Origin of the sequence: Kordia sp., assembly GCF_022447245.1 — a bacterium.
In the GTDB taxonomy this organism is placed as follows: domain Bacteria; phylum Bacteroidota; class Bacteroidia; order Flavobacteriales; family Flavobacteriaceae; genus Kordia.
Genome location: NZ_JAKVBC010000010.1, coordinates 26,790 through 43,239, shown reverse-complemented (window position 1 = coordinate 43,239; position 16,450 = coordinate 26,790). Strand labels below are relative to the sequence as shown.

General features: G+C 32.9%; 19 protein-coding genes. 14 read left to right on the top strand and 5 right to left on the bottom strand.

The window, feature by feature from the left end; translation table 11 throughout:
- The first annotated feature begins 30 nt into the window (after nucleotides 1-30).
- Genes MK119_RS08680 through MK119_RS08670 form a run of 3 tightly spaced genes read left to right on the top strand, consistent with a single transcriptional unit; the run spans nucleotide 31 to nucleotide 1,183 of the window.
- Complete coding sequence (locus tag MK119_RS08680) at nucleotides 31-264, top strand: hypothetical protein (protein WP_290677072.1); 234 nt, start codon at nucleotides 31-33, stop codon at nucleotides 262-264.
- Nucleotides 265-299: 35 nt separating this feature from the next.
- Nucleotides 300-536, top strand: coding sequence for a hypothetical protein (locus tag MK119_RS08675; RefSeq protein ID WP_290677069.1), 237 nt, complete (start codon nucleotides 300-302; stop codon nucleotides 534-536).
- Between the two features lie 23 nt (nucleotides 537-559).
- Nucleotides 560-1,183, top strand: coding sequence for a hypothetical protein (locus tag MK119_RS08670; protein WP_290677067.1), 624 nt, complete (start codon nucleotides 560-562; stop codon nucleotides 1,181-1,183).
- A 209-nt stretch (nucleotides 1,184-1,392) separates the two neighbouring features.
- Here MK119_RS08670 and dinB read toward each other — a convergent pair whose 3' ends face one another.
- Complete coding sequence (dinB, locus tag MK119_RS08665; RefSeq protein ID WP_290677064.1) at nucleotides 1,393-2,505, bottom strand: DNA polymerase IV; 1,113 nt, start codon at nucleotides 2,503-2,505, stop codon at nucleotides 1,393-1,395.
- A 55-nt stretch (nucleotides 2,506-2,560) separates the two neighbouring features.
- Here dinB and MK119_RS08660 point away from each other — a divergent pair, with 55 nt between their 5' ends.
- The 5 genes from MK119_RS08660 (at nucleotide 2,561) to MK119_RS08640 (ending at nucleotide 6,452) form a co-directional block, all read left to right on the top strand.
- A complete protein-coding gene (locus tag MK119_RS08660) occupies nucleotides 2,561-3,739 on the top strand; it encodes a TlpA disulfide reductase family protein (RefSeq protein ID WP_290677061.1) in 1,179 nt (392 codons plus the stop codon).
- Nucleotides 3,708-4,184 (top strand): CYTH domain-containing protein, encoded by a 477-nt coding sequence (locus tag MK119_RS08655; protein WP_290677058.1) that lies wholly within the window; start codon nucleotides 3,708-3,710, stop codon nucleotides 4,182-4,184. The genes MK119_RS08660 and MK119_RS08655 overlap by 32 nt, the downstream gene beginning before the upstream one ends.
- Nucleotides 4,177-4,674, top strand: a complete 498-nt coding sequence (locus tag MK119_RS08650; RefSeq protein WP_290677055.1) for a hypothetical protein — start codon at nucleotides 4,177-4,179, stop codon at nucleotides 4,672-4,674. Before MK119_RS08655 ends, MK119_RS08650 begins: the two co-directional genes overlap by 8 nt.
- A 219-nt stretch (nucleotides 4,675-4,893) precedes the next feature.
- A complete protein-coding gene (locus MK119_RS08645) occupies nucleotides 4,894-5,583 on the top strand; it encodes a hypothetical protein (protein WP_290677053.1) in 690 nt (229 codons plus the stop codon).
- A 2-nt stretch (nucleotides 5,584-5,585) separates the two neighbouring features.
- Nucleotides 5,586-6,452 carry an endonuclease/exonuclease/phosphatase family protein gene (locus MK119_RS08640; protein ID WP_290677051.1) on the top strand — a complete coding sequence of 289 codons (867 nt, stop codon included), beginning with the start codon at nucleotides 5,586-5,588 and terminating at the stop codon, nucleotides 6,450-6,452.
- A gap of 13 nt (nucleotides 6,453-6,465) precedes the next feature.
- Here the strand turns inward: MK119_RS08640 and MK119_RS08635 are convergent, their stop codons facing one another.
- From MK119_RS08635 to MK119_RS08620, 4 genes are all read right to left on the bottom strand, one after another.
- Entirely contained in the window at nucleotides 6,466-6,894 is a 429-nt protein-coding gene (locus MK119_RS08635) for a response regulator (RefSeq protein WP_290677049.1), read from the bottom strand.
- 141 nt (nucleotides 6,895-7,035) lie between these two features.
- Complete coding sequence (locus tag MK119_RS08630) at nucleotides 7,036-7,203, bottom strand: hypothetical protein (RefSeq protein WP_290677046.1); 168 nt, start codon at nucleotides 7,201-7,203, stop codon at nucleotides 7,036-7,038.
- Nucleotides 7,184-7,630 carry a histidine kinase dimerization/phospho-acceptor domain-containing protein gene (locus MK119_RS08625; RefSeq protein ID WP_290677043.1) on the bottom strand — a complete coding sequence of 149 codons (447 nt, stop codon included), beginning with the start codon at nucleotides 7,628-7,630 and terminating at the stop codon, nucleotides 7,184-7,186. The genes MK119_RS08630 and MK119_RS08625 overlap by 20 nt, the downstream gene beginning before the upstream one ends.
- Nucleotides 7,631-7,731: 101 nt before the next feature.
- The gene (locus MK119_RS08620) at nucleotides 7,732-8,343 is read right to left on the bottom strand and encodes a hypothetical protein (protein WP_290677040.1); all 612 of its coding nucleotides are present in this window, start codon (nucleotides 8,341-8,343) and stop codon (nucleotides 7,732-7,734) included.
- A gap of 1,402 nt (nucleotides 8,344-9,745) precedes the next feature.
- Here MK119_RS08620 and MK119_RS08615 point away from each other — a divergent pair.
- From MK119_RS08615 to MK119_RS08590, 6 genes are all read left to right on the top strand, one after another.
- Nucleotides 9,746-11,053, top strand: a complete 1,308-nt coding sequence (locus tag MK119_RS08615) for a PcfJ domain-containing protein (RefSeq protein WP_290677037.1) — start codon at nucleotides 9,746-9,748, stop codon at nucleotides 11,051-11,053.
- A gap of 10 nt (nucleotides 11,054-11,063) precedes the next feature.
- The gene (locus tag MK119_RS08610) at nucleotides 11,064-12,461 is read left to right on the top strand and encodes an RtcB family protein (protein ID WP_290677034.1); all 1,398 of its coding nucleotides are present in this window, start codon (nucleotides 11,064-11,066) and stop codon (nucleotides 12,459-12,461) included.
- Between the two features lie 231 nt (nucleotides 12,462-12,692).
- Nucleotides 12,693-13,250 carry a hypothetical protein gene (locus tag MK119_RS08605; RefSeq protein ID WP_290677031.1) on the top strand — a complete coding sequence of 186 codons (558 nt, stop codon included), beginning with the start codon at nucleotides 12,693-12,695 and terminating at the stop codon, nucleotides 13,248-13,250.
- Nucleotides 13,251-13,263: 13 nt separating this feature from the next.
- The gene (prfH, locus tag MK119_RS08600) at nucleotides 13,264-13,860 is read left to right on the top strand and encodes a peptide chain release factor H (protein ID WP_290677028.1); all 597 of its coding nucleotides are present in this window, start codon (nucleotides 13,264-13,266) and stop codon (nucleotides 13,858-13,860) included.
- 8 nt (nucleotides 13,861-13,868) lie between these two features.
- Nucleotides 13,869-14,417, top strand: coding sequence for a hypothetical protein (locus MK119_RS08595; RefSeq protein ID WP_290677026.1), 549 nt, complete (start codon nucleotides 13,869-13,871; stop codon nucleotides 14,415-14,417).
- Between the two features lie 4 nt (nucleotides 14,418-14,421).
- On the top strand, nucleotides 14,422-15,375 hold the full coding sequence (locus MK119_RS08590) for a C45 family autoproteolytic acyltransferase/hydolase (protein ID WP_290677023.1): 954 nt from the start codon (nucleotides 14,422-14,424) through the stop codon (nucleotides 15,373-15,375).
- The last annotated feature ends 1,075 nt before the right edge of the window (nucleotides 15,376-16,450 follow it).

Sequence of the window (16,450 nt, the reverse complement as noted above, 5' to 3'; positions counted from 1 at the left end):
TATGGCTGCTTAATTATCTTCATATTTTTTATGATCATTGGGTATTGTGTCGATAGAAACATAGAAGCCGAAGAAAGTAAGGATGTTCGATATCAATACTTATATGCGGACATGAAAAAAGTGAAAAATGCAGTTTCTGAGGACGATCCATTTACGTTAATCGCCAAAGAGTGTGTGGAATCTGGTATTTACATTGAACAGCAAGAGAAAAAATTCTCACAAAAAACCAAGAAAACAAAAAAAGACTCAACAAAAAAGCTATAAAATACTTTACCAAGCGGAATGATGAGAAGTTGCTGGTGGTTTTACAAATTTCACAGCTAGAAACCTTAGAATCTTCCACCACAGATGTATTTATTGATGCACTTTTAAGTTGCTATTCGTATGTAGAAGATGAAACAGGAATTGACGAATACTATATCGCAATTCGCTCAGAAAATAAAACATACGATGCACATTCTCCATTAGGATATGACGGTTATAGTGTAGATAAACAATTGCTGGATTTTTACGGTGAAAAAGCCACTGAAGAATAGTTTGTTATACCAATTTATACAATATGATTTTAAACGAATTACTACAAAACATCGAAAAACTAACACAGAATTTCGATACAATTGCTGAAGAAAGAAAAGTACAATTAGAAACACTATCTGCCTACGTTCAAAAGAAATTTGACGAACAAAAAACGCCAAAATTGATTGTGATTTGCACACACAATTCTAGAAGAAGTCATTTAGGACAACTATGGCTAGCAGCAGCAGCAGATTATTACCAATTGTCAGCATTAGAAACGTATTCAGGCGGGACAGAAGCGACTGCTTTCAACCCAAATGCCATTGCTGCCGTAAAACGAATTGGTTTTCAGGTCTCAAAATTGGTAGAGGCAGAAAATCCTATTTATAAAATTCAGTGGAAAGAAGATCAGGAAGCGTACCAAGCGTTTTCAAAGCGTTTTGAAGAAGCTCCGAATCCAACACAGGAATTCTCTGCGATTATGGTATGTTCTGAAGCAGACGAAGGTTGTCCATTTGTTCCAGGAACTGATTTTAGAATTGCCTTGCCTTTTGATGATCCTAAAGCTTTTGATGGAACACCACAAGAAGCTGAAAAATATGACGAACGTACCGAACAAATCGGAACTGAAATGTTGTATGTGATGTCAAAAGTTTCGGTGAAATAGTCTTAAAGATTTATAAAATACTCTAAACGTCAGATTGAGTGGAAAATCAGTGATTTATTGTATCGAGATCTGCTTAGAAACAGTTCTTTTCATAGCGTTTCTCGATACTATTTTTGTTCATTTTAACAAACTCAATGACATGAAAAACCACTCGAACTAGCGTTTAAAATATGCCCAATAATCTAAGCTAGTCTAACAAGGCTAGGATATTAAAAATCAAACTTCAACTGAACTGAAATACTTTTTTTTGGTTCAGTTTTTTTTGTGGCTTTTTCTTTTTTATCGGTATTCAAATTACTTAAAGAAATCCCTAATAAACGTACTGAGTTTTTCAACTTTTCTTGGTACAATAACTCTTTCACGGTTTCTAGAATCAAGCTTTTATCTGAAATATAATAACGAATAGTTTTGCTTCGTGTTTGTGCAGTAAAATCGCTATATTTTATTTTTAAGGTGATCGTTTTTCCAGAAATGGAATACTTTTTTAAACGTCTTTCCAACTCTTTAGCAATATTTTCTAGCTTTTCTAGCATAAAAATTTCACTGGTCAAATTGTCAGAAAACGTACGTTCTGCTCCAACTGATTTTGCAATTCTATTAGGTTTCACCGCACTTAAGTGAATGCCTCTTACAACATTATAATAGAACTTTCCTGATTTTCCGAAATGTTCCGTCAAATAGTCAACATCTCTTGCTTTTAAATCTTTTCCAGTAAAAATTCCCAGTTGGTACATACGTTCGGCAGTCACCTTTCCAACACCGTAAAACTTTCGGATATCTAGCTGTTCTAAAAACTCCAAGACTTCTTCAGGAGGAACGGTTTTTTGTCCATTAGGTTTATTGTAATCGCTAGCAACTTTGGCAATAAACTTATTAATGGAAATTCCTGCGGAAGCGGTCAAACCTACATCTTTTAAAATTTTAGCACGGATTTCTTCGGCAATCAAAGAAGCACTCGGATTTCCTTTCTTATTTTGTGTGACATCCAAATAGGCTTCATCCAAAGACAAAGGCTCTACCAAATCGGTATATTCATAAAATATGGCTCTAATTTGAGTAGAAATCTCTTTATAACGATCAAATCGTGGATGGACAAAAATCAGCTCTGGACAACGTTTTTTCGCCAAAAATCCACTCATGGCACTGCGTACACCAAACTTTCGAGCTTCATAACTTGCAGCACTTACCACACCACGCTTTGCTCCGCCACCAACAGCCAACGGTTTTCCTTTGAGTTCAGGATTATCCATTTGCTCTACAGATGCATAAAACGCATCCATATCAACATGAATAATTTTTCGTAATGGGAAATCGAAAGCCATATTCAAAATTATAATATCTTTAGCAGTAATTTAAATTTCAAACCAAATTAGCTGTATGAAAAACATGAAAATTGTATTCTTTTTATCATGTATACTGTTGTTTTTTTATGCTTGTTCCAATAAAAACCATCCCAATAAAGAACAAGATTTTGATTTCTTTATTCATGGAAAAGTGAAGAATGGAGCTAATGAAAAACTGCAATTAAACATTCCAAGTTTATATCCAAACAATACTATAGAAACTACTGTACAAGATGGTTATTATAGTTTTAAGGCTAAGGTATCATCCTTTGACAAAGGAGAAATTTCAATTCATGGAAAAATGGAAAATTTTTCGCCACTGACTGTGTATATCACAAAGGATACGCTGCAATTAGACATAGAAGTTGGTGAAAAATTTGGCGAAACTACTTTTATAGCAGATACTATAGTCAGAGGAGCTTTCAATCAATATGCCAGACAATTTGATGAGAAATTTTCAAAAGCTAATAGCACATGGATTTTTCGCGACAGTCTCAAAAATGATAGTATGCGGAGAACTATATATCCGAATATTCGAAAGCAATCTTTCTCGCTGTATGAAACTAGTATGTTACACAAAGACTATTCAATCATAGGGCTTCATTATTTACGAAGTATGTTGGAAGACAATGTGGTGTATGATAAAAAAGATTTGACCGTCGAAGAAAAAGCAAAGTTCCATACATATTTGCAACAGATAGACAGCTCTTTGCAGGCTACTGCTGACTATAAAATAGTTCACAGTTATATAGAAAAACTTGATATTTATAATACAAATCAGAAGTTTATAGCCTATACTTTAGTAGACATCAAAGGTGAAGAAAAAAGTTTAGCAGAAATCATCTCCAAGAAGCAGTATACTTTATTAGAGTTTTGGAATGCAGGGTGTATTCCTTGTCGAAAATTTAACAAAGAAGGCAAAGCTTATTATCAACAACTCCAAGAAGCAGGTATTGAAATTATTTCTATCAATACTGATAAAACTACTTCAGCATGGAAAAAAGCTTCAAAAAAAGATGATATTGCATGGATAAATTTATATGCAGGAGCAGATTCACCAATAATTCCTGATTACAACATTACCTTTTATCCAACTTCTTATATATTTGATAAACACCAGCAACTAGTAGCATTTACATTCAAAAGTGCACATGACTTGCTAAAGCTTTTAAAAAAAAATAATGCAAGAAATAGAACGAAAATTTCTCGTTAACAGTCTAAAATTTAAAGATGAAGCCGCAAGTTCTTTCGAAATAGCGCAAGGTTTTCTGAATACAGATGTTGAACGTACAGTACGTGTTCGTATCAAAGGAAAGGAAGGGTTTCTAACAGTCAAAGGAAAATCAAACGAAACTGGTACAAGTCGTTTTGAATGGGAAACTGCAATTTCAGTTGCGGAAGCAAAGCAATTATTAGCGATTTGTGAAGAAGGAATCATTGAAAAAATACGGTACAACATTCCGTCTGGAAATCATACATTTGAAGTAGATGAATTTTTTGGACAAAACGAAGGCTTAATTGTAGCAGAAGTTGAATTACAGCACGAAGATGAACCATTTAATACACCATCTTGGCTTGGTGAAGAAGTCACAGGTCAAACCAAATATTACAATTCACAACTCAGTAAAAAACCATATAAAACTTGGCATCATGAATAAATATGTCTGCCTCATTCTGATCGCAATTTTTAGTGTTGCATGTAATAATTCTACAGAAAACAAAAAAGAAATCGCCGTACGTGAACAAGATGGAATCAAAAAATTTTCCAAAGAAGAAATTAAAAAATTAACGGAGGAAGGTTACAAAATTTTGGAATTCATAGATCCAAAAACAAAAGATACCATTATGATGCAGCAATACTTCATGGCATTCCTCAAAAAAGGTCAAAATCGCTCGCAAAGCAAACAAGGAGCAGATAGTTTACAGCGTTTGCATTTAGCGCATTTAAAAAGAATGTATGATTTAGGATATGCTGATATTTCAGGGCCTTTTGGCGATTTAGGAGATATTCGTGGTATCACAATCTACAGTGTTCCAACCATTGAAATGGCAGACAGTTTGGCAAATGCTGATCCTATGGTAAAAGCAGGACGTTTGGAAATTGAAATGCATCCTTGGTGGGCAGGAAAAGGACTGCCATTACGCTAAAATCTAATACCAATCTTTATGAGGAATTTTATTTGGCTTTGTATATTTTTTTTACTCTGTAGTTGTGAAAAAATGAGAGAAGAAAGCACGGTTAAAAATGTATGTGAAAACTTTTTAAAAGGTCGAATCGCTTATAATCAAGGAGATGAGACAATGTAAAAAGAAGCCACCTCAGATACGCTTTTCTTAGTCATTGAACTTAATAAAGAACATGCAAAAGTGCTTCGTGCTGGCGGAGCTCAAGGAATAAATGAAGACATTAAAAGGATTAAAATAACAAATGTTAATCTTGAGGATGATTGCGCAGTTTGCAATACCAATCGAAATGAATATTACTTTATAAATCTATGTAAAGATGATAATGGAAAATGGAAGGTTCAAGGAGAAAATAATAAGTATCCTAGTGCCGCTCAAATCCATCTGACTAAAAATGAAATCCAAAAACAGAAAGAATATTTAGTAAAGAAATCAGTAATTGATTCGGTGTTAAAAGTTGTCAACTCGTTTCACAAAGCTGTAAAAACCTATTTTTTAACAGATGACATAAACATCTTGTCTGAAACCTGTAATTCAGCTACTTTTAAGGCTGTAAAATCGCTCTATTACTACACAAAAAAAATAAACAGATTAGAAGAATTAAAAGAAGAAATTAAATTCCCAAAAGCTCTGGCAATGGATCCTTTATTTGAAGGAGAAAGCGTAAAAAGTAAATTTTACAAGGAAGAGATATTCGTAAATCTTAAAAAGATTGATAATCACTATACAATAGTTGGCTTAAACAATATAAATTCGGATAAAATTACAACAAATACCATTCATCAAAATTACTTAGACTTGTTAAGAGCGCTGTATTTATTGCGGACGAAAACGTATTGGAAGAATATGAAATTTATGGCAGTCTCAAGATAAACATGAATATTCGAAAGTATTTCAAAAAAGCACTGCAAATCTTCCTGATTTTCGCAATCATTGTACACTTTACGATCAAAGATATGTTTTATCTTTCGGCGTTACTTTTTTATGGAACACCGCTTCCGATGATTGTGCTCGGGTTATTGTTTTTACTCCTGTTTACAGAGGCTTCCGCCAGAAAATACTATATAATAGTAGCACTTGTTATTGCAGTTATTTGGTTCAACCGAAGTTACACAACTTCACCTAATGTGGACACTACAAATGCGATAGAAGTTGTTTTGTGGAATGCGTACAGAGTCCGAAACTTTGAGGATGCATTTTCCGTGAATAAATCAACTCCGGATGTGATGATTTTGATTGAATGTGATGAATACGACTATCAAAAAATCAAAGAAAAATACAAAAACTATCATTTTGAACTCACAGAAAAATCCGTTGGAATTTTTTCAAAAATGCCCATAAAAGTTCATTCAAAAGTAAAAACAAAAGATCATGTTGTTGTGGTTCATTTTAGCACAAAAAACACAAATTTTTATGCGATTGATGTCTCTTCAGATTTACGACATTTTCGAGAACCGATGCTAGAAAGTATTCTTTCTGAAGTCAAAACAGACGAAAAAAACATCATACTGGGTGATTTTAATACGCCTTTTGAATCGTTATTCTTTGAAACATTTAAAAAAGAGTATCAACACGCTTTTACAGAAAAAGGAAATGGGTTTCGTGAAACTTGGTTTTGGAATATTCCGCTGCTTTCTCTAGATCATATCTGGGTTTCAAAAGATTTGGAAATTCTAAAAACAGAAAAGCTGGTCACATGGAAATCAGATCATTCTATGCTCAAAATGTATCTAAAAAAATAAATGATATAAGTTTTTAATTAGACTCAAGAATTAAAAGCATTTTTAAAATTCGCTTTAACTTCACTTTTTGCATCGGCTTTGTAAGAATGTCATACATGCCTGCTTCGCTACATTTGGTGGCAACTTCATCATTACTCAATACTGTATGTGCCACTATTGGAATAGAAGGTTGTAGTTTCTTTATCTCCTGTGTTGTTTCAAAACCGTCAATATCAGGCATGTTTAAATCCATCAAAATAAGACTATATTTTTTGGTTGTGATTTTTTGAATTGCATCATGACCATTATCTACAGTATCACATGCCAAAGACAAACTTTCAATATTTTTTTTAGTAATTAATAAGTTGATTTTATTGTCATCAACAAATAAAATATGGCTCGAATTCCTTTTTTGAGAAGGTTTGGATTGACTTTTTTGAAGAGTTGCACTAGCTCTTTTCAATACTATAGGAAATGCTACTTGGTGTAAATTACACCTTATTATTAAATGATAATTGATATCATACAAGGATAAAATTTGATTACATAAAATAAGTCCTAAACGAATGCCTTTATGTTCATTTTCATTAGGAAGTAAAATACGTTATTGCTGTATATCTTCTATTGTTTTTTCAGGAATCCCTTTTCCATTATCTTCAATACGAAACAGAATCTCAGAAGTTGTGTCTGAAACAATATGTTCTTTGATTTCAAAGGTAATTTTAGTCACATCAGAAGCTTCTTCGGCATTTTTAAATATTCCGAAATACAATAGTTAGTTTGGCTTCATCTAAAACAAATAGTTGATTTTTAAGATTGTGACGAATCTCTATATCACAAGTATGTATTTGTAAAATAGCGCTGAAATATTGCTGTATTTCTTTTGTAAACTCTATCAGATTTACTTCGCGATAGTGAGAATGAATATTGATGCAAAAATAGTTGAAACGAGAGAATTGCAAAGAATTATCAATAGCATGTCTTAGATTAATAATGGAGTTGTTGATATGTGCAATTTCTTCTTTATTTTGCCCTTTTTGTTCACTCACTAATTTGGCAACCAGTTCTTGTAAAGCGTAAAGAGGCGTTCTAATTTCATGACTTACGACTCCTAAAAACGTATTTCTATCTGCTTGTAATTTTTGTAAATCAGTATTGGTTTTGCGAAGTTTTTTTGAAGAGGTATAACAATAAATCAAAAGGGAAAAACTAATAATAGAAAGGGTAATAAATAAGTAGTTGATTTTTTTGATTAAAGTATTCTCGCTAGCTTGATTTTCGTTGATAATCTGACTTCTTTTTAACTCTTCTTCTTTGTTAATTGAATTGATAACATACTGGTTTTTTCAGCAGACTTTTTCGTTAAAAGATCATTTGCATTTTCAGCATATTTTGCCGCTTCATTTTTATAATAAAGTATAGAATCTTTATCTGTATATTGCTGTCTAATATGATACAACTCTTTATAAGATCGAACTCTGGAAATATGTTCAAAAACTCTTGGACTGAACCATAAAACTTCTTCAAGATGAATCTTTTCTAACTTGTTTAAAAGTTTATAAGAGTTGCTGCTTTCAAGGTTTTTCTCCATTAAAGCGTACGCTAAAAACAACTCAAAAGTAATTTCTGAACGATTCTTAACAGATGTCTTTTGCTTCTCATTAGAGTACACAGAAAAATAAAAGCCATTTTTTATATCATGCAGTGCTTTTTTTGAAACATAAATTAATGAATCAAACTTTTTTAAATCATACAATCGTATGACTTCAGTTTCGTAATAATAAAAGCGATTTCGGTTATGTACTTTAGCGTCTGCCATTCTTGCTTGTGCTATATGCGAATCGTATTTATCGTAGTTTTTTGCAAGAACATATAAGTGTAGCAAATTGGCATAATTAATTGCAAGACTCACGGAATCATTTCGTTTTGTATTAGAATCAATCGCTTTATCAAAATGGCTTTCTGCTTTATCGTACGCATAGTGTTGGACATAAGACAAACCAAATAAATTATCGGCATCTGCTTTGTAATTACTGAGATTTTTTTCCGGCAGAAACTTCTTGTATTTGATAAATTATTTTTAAAGATTCGTAGTAATTATCAGATTGCATTTGTGCCAGTACCAACTGATACAACGAATCTAGTTTTTTATTATGAATTTCTTGAGCAGTGCTTGTGATAATGGAAAAAAGACTCCAAAAAAAACCATGTTCAAATTTTTGAACCCAAAGAAAAAAGAACCTCTATAATACATCTCCTAGCTTAAATAGTTATTTAAATATAATAAATTAAGAAATTTAGATTGCAATTCTTAAGAAGAACTTTTGTTATAAATAAAAAATATCAAACAAAAAAATGCTTATTAAAAAGTGAGAATAGTTGTAATTCAAACAAGGAAAAACAGATAAAAATATCGTTTGAAGAATTAAATCGAGATGAAAAAGTAGAAAAATTGATAGCTTTTTGGAGTGAAAAAACTATTTTTTTGAAAAAAATAAAATAAATTTTTATTCGAAAATATACAGTGTTTTTTCACAGATGAAAATTGGTTGGTTTTCTCAAAGAAAATTGCAGGAAATATCTAGCTTCAAGTTGAATTAAAAACGACTAAAAATAGTCTTAAAATGAACCTAAAAAATAAGATGATTTGGATGAGTAAAATGCTCTTTACAAGTGGTCTTTGAAAAAATAAATTTGGAATTTTAAAAAATGATCTTCTATATTTGCAACCGTTGAAACGCAACAAAAATTAATTAGTAACAAAAAACGAAAACGTGCAAAAAGTAAAACTTACATATCACAACAGTGTTGGAAACATTCCGATGCGCGACTTGGGTTTTACCAGTTGTATCTTTCGATAGAAATATAACTCATCATTAAAAACCCGAGTCCACAAAAGGCTCGGGTTTTTTTAATGCTCATTTTTGAAATATATGCTAAAACCAGCAATAAGACATATCGTAACAAACACTGCAATCATGCAGCAATTGTTCATTTTAGAACCAAATTATTCTTTCATGTAAAGGATAAAATACCCATCAGTATCAAAGCTCGGTTCTATTGCAGAATCGGGCTTTTTTATTTGAATTAGTTAATTACAACAACACAACAAAAACCTAGAAATCGTGTAGCGATACAAAACAACGAAAGATGAATTTAATCAAACAAATGGAAAGACTGTAGACTCGGGAGTGTGTTTTCAGTACCAACAAAAAAGAATTTTTAATCCATAAAAAAGCAAAGATGCGAGAACAAAGACAACAAACACACGAATTAAAATTTTTTACTGAAAACAACACTCAAAAGAGACAGTCATGGAAACAAAAAATATACATCGAAAGCATATTTCGAAGTCCAGAAGATTAAAGGAAAAGCTTGCCGCAAAAGCTAGAGAAGCAGCATTACAAGAAAGCTTACAAAAACATAACAAAGCTAAAAAAGTACTGTTTCCAGCAATGGTCGAAAAAATTTACGAAGGAAAAGAAATAAGTAACTACGAATACAATTCGCTAGCGAGCATATTACAAAATCACTTCAATGCTATAAGCAAAAAGAAGCATCCAAGCAGACGTAAAGCGTTTAAAGATATCTTATTACATCTTTACAAAAAGCGTTGTACTAAGCTTTTAAGAAATGAAGAATTTTTGAGAACAATTTACCTAATAGCTTGGTTCAGTCCAGCATATGTTAGAGATATTATAGAATGGAAGCGAAACAGCCATAATGCTGAGAAGCAATTAAAGAGCATTTTAAAACACTGTTTTGTTACATATCAAGTTCCAGATTTTATGTATGAAGCATGGACAGATCATAACTCAAAACATATTGCTTGGTTTATTGACTTAGGAAGCGGAAAAAGTGTAAAAAGCTTATCAAAAATGCCAGTGCGTTTAACTAAAAAAGGAGCGCATCAATTTTTACAAGCACCAGCAGAATATACCATTGAAATGGCACTGCGTAGAGCACAAGCATTAGCGTTTGGAACCGATGAATTATTGGCAGGACGTATTGCATGTACAGCATTGAGTCGAAACAATTTTCAGCATGAAGCTTTTTGGGAAACGGTGATTCAATTCTTCATGAAACAAACGATGTTAGATTTCAATAAAATGGAAGAAATCATCGATTATTTGAGCGATCGTATTCGTAATAATCCTGAATATTCTATCAAAGGAAGAACCATTGCATCGTTGACTAGACAATCAGATGCTTGGCACGTAGAACAAGCTGTTAACAATGCATTTCAGGTAGAAATGTTTACATGGAAACCAACCTTAAACAGTTCCTATCTATTTGAAAAAAAGGAAGCAAAAGAACTAAAAAAGTATCGCTTATTTGAGTTATGCTCTTCCAAAGAATTGATTGTAGAAGGTCGAAAAATGAATCATTGTGTAGCATCATACGCACGTTCATGCTGTGTAAAAGTAACTGGTATCTTTTCATTGAGATGCATCAGTTTTTCTAAAGGACACGAAATCTTAGCAACGATTGAATTAGATATAAAATCACAAACAATCGTTCAAGCAAAAGCACGATTTAACAAGCCAATAGCACCAATTGCCAAAAAAATTATGAACGATTGGGCAGTGCAACACGATTTAAAAATCGGAAAATGGCTTTAAAATGTAAGTTATGGCAAAATTAAAATTACGAGGCAAAGACCTCATAGACATAGGATATCCACAAAAAGGAAAAGTAATCAGTATTGCTATCGATGTAATGCTACGAAATTTTAAACGTGAACGTAAAGATAAAGTATTACAACGTTTAAAAACGATACTTAAAAATCCTGAAAAATATATAGGAGATGGAATGGTTGGAAGAATTGCTGAAGAATTGACAACTCCTGTACAAGTAGAAGCAAAACAATTAGAAACGAAACGTGCGCCTTTTACCATATTTGGTGAAAACGGAATTGCCGAAGAAGCAAAACATCAGTTATATACAGCGCTAAAATTACCAATTGCAAAAGCAGGAGCACTCATGCCGGATGGACATTCAGGATATGGTTTGCCAATTGGTGGCGTATTAGCGGCTAAAGATGCAGTAATTCCTTATGGAGTTGGTGTCGATATTGGATGTAGAATGTGTTTGTCATTATACGATATTCCAGCTTCATACATCGATGGACATCGTGACAAATATGTGAATATGTTGCAAGAGCATACCAAATTTGGAAGTTATGAAACTCACAAGCGTATCAATGATCATGAAATCTTTGAACGTGCAGAATTCAAATACATTCCAACGGTAAAAAAACTGCTCAATAAAGCATATAAACAATTAGGTTCGTCAGGTGGTGGAAATCACTTTGTAGAATTTGGAATTGTAGACGTTTCGGATGAAAATAACGAATTTAATGTTCCTATCGGGAAGTATTTAGGAATTCTGTCACATAGCGGATCGCGTGGTTTAGGTGCAAATATTGCTAAACATTACACAAAATTAGCAATTAAGCAAACACCTTTACCAGGAGAAGCGAAAAACTTAGCATGGCTCGATCTAAATACGCACGATGGACAAGAATACTGGTTGGCAATGAATTTAGCAGGTGACTATGCATCGGCATGTCATCACGATATTCACAAGCGTTTAGCAAAAGCTTTAGGAGCAAGACCTTTGGCGATGGTGGAAAATCATCACAACTTCGCTTGGAAAGAAGTCGTTAATGGCGAAGAACTCGTTGTACATCGAAAAGGAGCAACACCAGCACAAAAAGGAGTTTTGGGGATCATTCCAGGATCGATGACAGCGCCAGGATTTATTGTTAGAGGAACAGGAAACAAACATTCGTTACAATCCGCTTCTCACGGAGCAGGACGACAATTATCTAGACGAAAAGCTAAGCAAACCATCACACAAAGTGATATTAAGAAGCAATTAAAAGATCATGGTGTGACTTTAATTGGCGGCGGAATTGACGAAGCGCCAATGGCATACAAAAATATTCACCAAGTCATGTGCAATCAAACAGAATTGGTGGAAGTAGTAGGAACATTCACGCCAAAAATCGTTCGCATGGATCGATAGTATACTTCAACTTCGCTAAGTGTAGGTTGCGCTGAGCGGAAACGAAGTAGAGTTGCGTCTTCACAATATACTAGAGAAACTAAGGTTCTCAAGGTTTCTCTAGTATTCTAACTGAAGATTAAATAAATCTAATAACAAACAACGTCATTGCGAGAATTTGAAAAATTCGTGGCAATCTGTTTCTCAGGAACAGATTACTTCATTTCACTCGTAATGACAGAAACGAAAAAAATGTCAACATATACAAATGATATCGTATTCATTCAAGCATTAGATAGCTACTCGTATGATTTAGAGCAATGTGTGCAAAAATTACAATACATATTGGGCGGAAACGATCATGCAGGCGCTAATTATTTGATGGGTAAAATATATCACGAACACGCACACGATTATGAAAAGGCTCGTGAATATTACCATCGTGCTTTGTGTATAGATCATGAATATGTAGAAACCTATTATTTTTATCCATACTTGTTAATCGACATCTGCGATTATAACGAAGCGGAACATGTATTAGAAGTTGGTTTCTCATTACCACAAACAGACAAAGCGCGATTATATCATGCAAAAGCGATGATTCATGAGAAATTGGAGGAATTCAAAGAAGCAAAAGCAAATTTGAAAGCAGCTAAAAAGTGCGCAATGAATAACAATTTCAGATACTTTATTGACGGTCAATTACAACGTGTATATGAAAAAACAAAAGTTGGAAAGAAGTCAAAAAAGAAAAAATCAAAACGTAAAAACAAAACAACTAATGTGAAATTCAATTCCATGTTAGATTAAAAAAATAGAAATTATGGACAATCAATTTTGGGTGCAAATTTCCTCAGGTTCAGGACCTGAAGAATGCTGCCTCGCCGTAAAATACTTAACAGAAAAGCTAACTAGATTACCAAATTTTACATTCAACGTCATTGAGTGGGTTGCTACAAAATACCAAAACTATAAATCTGTTTGGTTACGTGCTACAGGAGATACAGTTGATTTTAAAAACCATTGGCAAGGAACTGTTCAGTTTATTTTTAGAAGTCCGTATCGTCCACATCATCAGCGTAAAAACTGGTTTGTAAATGTGAAAGTATACGTAATGCCAACACAAATTTTATGGTCTCCAAAAGAAGTGCAAGTAAAAACTGCGCGAAGTTCTGGAGCTGGTGGACAACATGTAAACAAAGTAGAAACGGCAGTAAGTATGACACATATTCCTACAGGAATTACAGTACAAGCAAGCGAAGAACGCTCGCAATTTTTAAACAAAAAACTAGCTTTTGTAAGGTTGGATATGGCGATAAATGCGCAAAATCAACAACGACAAAACACCATGGAAAAACAAAAGTGGATGCAGCACAAACAGTTGCAACTTGGGAATCCAGTACAAGTTTTTAAAAAATAGAACAACTTATGGGAGCGCCACACAACAAAAAAAGATATGGTGAAGTATGGTCACAAGACCGTATTTCACTGTCTTTACTTGAATTACAATTTCTAAGAGAATTTGTGATTCTATCCGGTGGTTGGGCATGGCATTTTTTATCGCCAGAAGGACATACAGAATACAAGCATGCACACGATCATAAAGATATTGACGTCTTTGTAGATCCCAAAAATGTTGCGGAAGTCATGTATGTACTACACCAACGCGATTTTAAAAAAGTATGGACGCGATACGATCATTTACCAAGTGAAGAAAATTTTAGACGCTACGAAAAAACAGTGGAAACTGACACAGGAAAATCGATCAGAATTACGATTGATTTCTTTGTGAAGTCTGCCGTTCCATCACGATTTGTAAAAGAATGGAATGTCGTAGAACCATCATTTTTATTGAGTTTATATAGCAATATTCATTCAAGTGATAAATGTTGGGCAGTACAAGCTTCGCTACGATTGTTGGATAAAAATATAGATCCACTTGATCGTATAGAATTAGTTACAATTCCTAAAGAATAAAAAAATGGAAGAAATAAAAACACATATTGTAAACTTAGATTTGCCACCAAACCAACGTTGGTCATTTCTAAAAGCATATACAAAAGAAGTAGACGAATTGATAGAATGCTATTTGAACGACTTTACAGGAGCAGAATTTATTTTTGAAGGCGTTGAAGTATACAAAAAACAGTTTGTGAGCGAATCATACGTTCAGGAAATAGAAAGTATTGCCGCAATTTCAGATTTTTCAGTGAATGAAATCTTAGTAGCAAACTTGTATTACGACATATTAAAACTATACTTTGGATGTACTGCTTTCGTAACTTGGAATGGCAATGAAATGTTGCATGCCCGTAACTTAGATTGGCATACAGATGATAACATATTAAGCACACATTCTATGATTTTTGACTATCAAAAAAATGGAAAAACAGTTTTTAAAACCATTGGTTGGCCAGGATTTGTTGGAGCTCTTTCAGGCATAAAACCACAAAAATTTGCAATTACCTTAAATGCTGTTTTAAGCGAAGATCAATCAGAATTAGCACTGCCAATTTCCTTTCTATTGCGTGATGTGTTGGAAACTTGCAATTCGTTTGAAGAAGCAAAAGTAACACTTGAAAATACGCCAATTATTTGTGATTGTTTATTGTTGCTTTCGGGAATAGAATCAAATGAAAAAGTAGTGATTGAACGTACGCCAAAACGAACAGCAACACGAATTTCAGAAGAAAATTTTATTGTCGTTACCAACGATTACAAAAAGCTTCAAAATGGAGCATCGGCAGGTAATATTTTGCAAGCCACTTCCTGTGGACGTTTTGATGCTGCTTCAAAATTATTAAAAACACAAAAAACAGTACATGAAAAGCAGTGTTTGTTAGTATTGCAAAATGAAAATGTAATGATGGGAATTACGGTACAGCAAATGGTATTTAATGTAACTGCAGGAGCTGTTGAATTAGTATGCACCTAATAGTATTTGGAAGGTGAGTTTTTTGATATTATATGAAATGTCTTTACGAGGAATTTATGACGAGATAATCTGTTGCTATAGTTGTAGATAGCTTCATTTTATTCACTATGACGTATGAAAAAATCATCTTCCAAATATATGCCAAGTTACTAATGTTGGTTTGAAACATAGTTGTCTAAATTAGTTACAGGTAATTTTAATCAGTTGCTCCTTTCTAATTAGGTTCAATTTTCAACAATACGTATTTTAATGTCATTTTAAGAAATTGAAAACTAGTTAGGTTAGTTGGCTGTTTTAGTTTTTTCATCATTTTCTTTGTATTCCATTACATTTCAGCTAGAAAAGCTTGTACTGTTTTTAGTTGAAAGTATTAATTTTTTTGAGCCGATTTATCACCTATCTTTACTGAAAATGTAAATATCTTCTATCATCCAAAGGCAGCAATACGTTTTATATGGTTTACTAGGTAACTGGATCAATCCCCAAAATAAGCCATACAAAAAAGGATTGCATATAAAATCTCGTCTTATAACTTTATACAATATTTAATTGCCTAAATTACAGATACATTTTAATTGTAAACTATCAACCATAAAAAAGTATAAGTATAGTTGGTTTGCCTGTATTTGAATAAAATTTAGGAAAATGAATCCTTGAAGTAAGACCAATCTATTTTATCTACTACTAATACAAAGTCATCAATGAAGTTAATAAGCTCCCTTTAAAGTGGTCTAAACAAATCTCGTTGATTTTGACGATTAAATTTTTGCCATGTATTGTAAGATATCTTCATTTTAAATAAACAATACCATACAACTATTAACACTTAAAACTATCCTATTTTCACTGTTAAGGATTAAAAACCTGAACATTAAAAAGATTTTAAAGGACGACTTAGCTTTTTTATGATAGGCGAACTTCTGTAAAATACCAATAGTTTCCTGAATTGTTGTATTGTTCGATCTTATGATCCAAATTTAACAGTGAGTGAAGTAAAAAATATCTTTATGGAATCAGTAATTTCTTTTGATCTTACCGTGCTTGTTTTTTACGAAAATCTCAAAAAGAAGTATAA

What these genes read in the sequence shown, in the direction of transcription:
- MK119_RS08680 (WP_290677072.1), top strand. Translation starts at nt 31, where the DNA reads ATGATCATTGGGTATTGTGTCGATAGAAACATAGAAGCCGAAGAAAGT.
- MK119_RS08670 (WP_290677067.1), top strand. Translation starts at nt 560, where the DNA reads ATGATTTTAAACGAATTACTACAAAACATCGAAAAACTAACACAGAAT.
- dinB (WP_290677064.1), bottom strand. Translation starts at nt 2,505, where the DNA reads ATGGCTTTCGATTTCCCATTACGAAAAATTATTCATGTTGATATGGAT.
- MK119_RS08660 (WP_290677061.1), top strand. Translation starts at nt 2,561, where the DNA reads ATGAAAAACATGAAAATTGTATTCTTTTTATCATGTATACTGTTGTTT.
- MK119_RS08655 (WP_290677058.1), top strand. Translation starts at nt 3,708, where the DNA reads ATGCAAGAAATAGAACGAAAATTTCTCGTTAACAGTCTAAAATTTAAA.
- MK119_RS08650 (WP_290677055.1), top strand. Translation starts at nt 4,177, where the DNA reads ATGAATAAATATGTCTGCCTCATTCTGATCGCAATTTTTAGTGTTGCA.
- MK119_RS08640 (WP_290677051.1), top strand. Translation starts at nt 5,586, where the DNA reads ATGAATATTCGAAAGTATTTCAAAAAAGCACTGCAAATCTTCCTGATT.
- MK119_RS08615 (WP_290677037.1), top strand. Translation starts at nt 9,746, where the DNA reads ATGGAAACAAAAAATATACATCGAAAGCATATTTCGAAGTCCAGAAGA.
- MK119_RS08610 (WP_290677034.1), top strand. Translation starts at nt 11,064, where the DNA reads ATGGCAAAATTAAAATTACGAGGCAAAGACCTCATAGACATAGGATAT.
- MK119_RS08605 (WP_290677031.1), top strand. Translation starts at nt 12,693, where the DNA reads ATGTCAACATATACAAATGATATCGTATTCATTCAAGCATTAGATAGC.
- prfH (WP_290677028.1), top strand. Translation starts at nt 13,264, where the DNA reads ATGGACAATCAATTTTGGGTGCAAATTTCCTCAGGTTCAGGACCTGAA.
- MK119_RS08595 (WP_290677026.1), top strand. Translation starts at nt 13,869, where the DNA reads ATGGGAGCGCCACACAACAAAAAAAGATATGGTGAAGTATGGTCACAA.
- MK119_RS08590 (WP_290677023.1), top strand. Translation starts at nt 14,422, where the DNA reads ATGGAAGAAATAAAAACACATATTGTAAACTTAGATTTGCCACCAAAC.